We start from the raw sequence: 2,064 nt of genomic DNA on the forward strand, positions 1-2,064 counted from the left end.
TTACCCATTCCTACGAAGTAGATGACACATCAACCATTCTTATGAAGTTTAAAAACGGAGCTCAAGGAGTCGTTGATAATTTTTTCAACATCCCTGATCAGGCAGCTAAAAATATGTTGGAAATATACGGGACTAAAGGTGCTGTAATTACTCATAATACCATCGGCCAGGATTCGGCAGGAAAAATGTGGCTTTATCTTGAATCAGGGGATCAGGGATATTCTTCCCAGCAGGCTCGCACCCAGGACGCCTACCAAGAAGTAGTATTAGAACCAAAATCCATGTATGCCCAGGAATTTGATGCCTTTAGTGATTGGATTCAAACCGGGGTAAAGCCGGTTATTAGCTATGAAGCTGGGGTTCGTAACTTTAAAATCATTGAAGCAGCTTATCAATCTTCACAAGAAAGAAAAGCGATAGATGTCTAAGGTATAGATGGAATGAGCCATAAATGGATATAATTATTGACATTTCAATTATCAAGTGATAGTTTATAAAAGTAAGGAAAATTGAATAAGTGTTTTAGTGGGGAGCTCCATAGTGCGGGGCTGAGAGGAAAGCGCGAGCTTTCGACCCCTCGAACCTGATCTGGGTAATGCCGGCGTAGGGATGAGGAAGAATTATAGAACCACCCGCACAAAAAGCGGGTGGTTTTTTATTTTTAGATAGTGAGGAAACAAGATGAAAAAAGATTATTCGGTTCGTTTATTTACCTATACAGCACTTTTTGCTGTTTTAGCGGTCTTGGGATCGTTTATTCATTTTCCAATTGGTCCAGTGAAGGTATTCCCCTTTCAGCATGCAATTAATGTGGTAGCTGGTATTATGATCGGTCCTTGGTTTGGGATGTTGGCTGCTTTTTTAGCTGCTTTGGTTCGGTTGATGTTGGGTACAGGAACGCTATTTGCCTTTCCCGGAGGGGTTCCCGGAGCTTTTGTGGTAGGGATATTGTATCATCATTTTATTCGACGGGATTGGGTGGGCTTTTTTGAACCAGTTGGAACAGTTTTGATTGGTGCAACTCTCAGTGCTTATTTGGTAGCTCCTTGGATGGAAATGTCAGTAACTCTTTCCTTTTTCCAAATTAGCTTTCTTATGAGCTGTTTTCCCGGGAGTGTCATTGGGTTTTTATTGATCAAAATTCTAAGAAAGCTAACTTGGCTCAATATAGAAATCCTCAACGGTGGTGAATAAAAGTTGGAAAAAGAAGTAATTTTAATTCCTCAGTCGAAGCGCAATCTTACTGGCTTAGATTTCTTTCTGTTATGGTCAGGCGCAGCTATATCTATGGCTGAGATATGGGCCGGTGGCATGTTGGTTTCTTTAGGTTTTTGGGGAGGAGTAATGGCTATTATAATTGGACATATCGTTGGGAATACACCCCTTAGTTTAGGAGGAATAATTGGAAGTGAGTGGGGTATTTCTTCCATGTTTTCTATTCGAGCCGCTTTTGGACGGATAGGATCTTTTGTAGCTTCATTTTTTAATATCATTCAACTTTTAGGTTGGACGGCGATTATGGTGATTATCTGTGCAAGAGCTATGGATGTCATCAGTATAAAAATGTTTGGTTATAATAATCGATTTTTATGGATTCTTATAGCCGGACTGGGGAGCACAGTTTGGGCGATGGTAGGCCATCGTTGGTGGAAATGGATTCAACGGATTGCCGTCGTTGCATTGGCAGCTCTTTGTGTGGTCATGACCTATGTAGTCATGGCTAACCTTCCCCTTTCTTTTTTAAAGAATATGGTCGCCGATGGATCCCTTCCTTGGGCTACCGGATTTGATATTGTAATAGCTATGCCTATTTCCTGGCTTCCACTGGTTGCTGATTATTCTCGCTTTGCTAAAAGCACCAAAAGTGCCTACCGGGGAACCTGGTGGGGTTACTTTTTGGTGAGTTCTTGGATGTTTCTATTGGGTTTTTTTCTTTCATTGGCAACTGGACAAAGTGATCCAATCCCTGGTATGGTGGCCATGGGTTTTGGGGTCATAGCATTTATGGTAGTACTTTTTTCAACTATTACGACAACTTTTTTAGATATTTACTCAACAGCAGTT

3 protein-coding genes and 1 riboswitch are annotated in these 2,064 nt (G+C 41.1%); all 3 genes read left to right on the forward strand.

What is annotated here, in order from left to right:
* The coding region (locus PLK24_RS11015) for a Gfo/Idh/MocA family oxidoreductase (RefSeq protein WP_324479101.1) at window positions 1–428 on the forward strand (428 nt) is incomplete at its 5' end.
* 88 nt (window positions 429–516) lie between these two features.
* A riboswitch (TPP riboswitch) is annotated at window positions 517–627 on the forward strand.
* Between the two features lie 54 nt (window positions 628–681).
* A complete protein-coding gene (thiW, locus tag PLK24_RS11020; RefSeq protein WP_324479103.1) occupies window positions 682–1,194 on the forward strand; it encodes an energy coupling factor transporter S component ThiW in 513 nt (170 codons plus the stop codon).
* A gap of 3 nt (window positions 1,195–1,197) precedes the next feature.
* The coding region (locus PLK24_RS11025) for a cytosine permease (RefSeq protein ID WP_324479105.1) at window positions 1,198–2,064 on the forward strand (867 nt) is incomplete at its 3' end.

This window comes from Atribacter sp. (assembly GCF_035418125.1).
GTDB classification, from domain to species: Bacteria; Atribacterota; Atribacteria; order Atribacterales; family Atribacteraceae; genus Atribacter; species Atribacter allofermentans.

Bases quoted from the DNA above. Each gene is read 5' to 3' on its own strand.
- thiW (WP_324479103.1), top strand. From the start codon at position 682: ATGAAAAAAGATTATTCGGTTCGTTTATTTACCTATACAGCACTTTTT.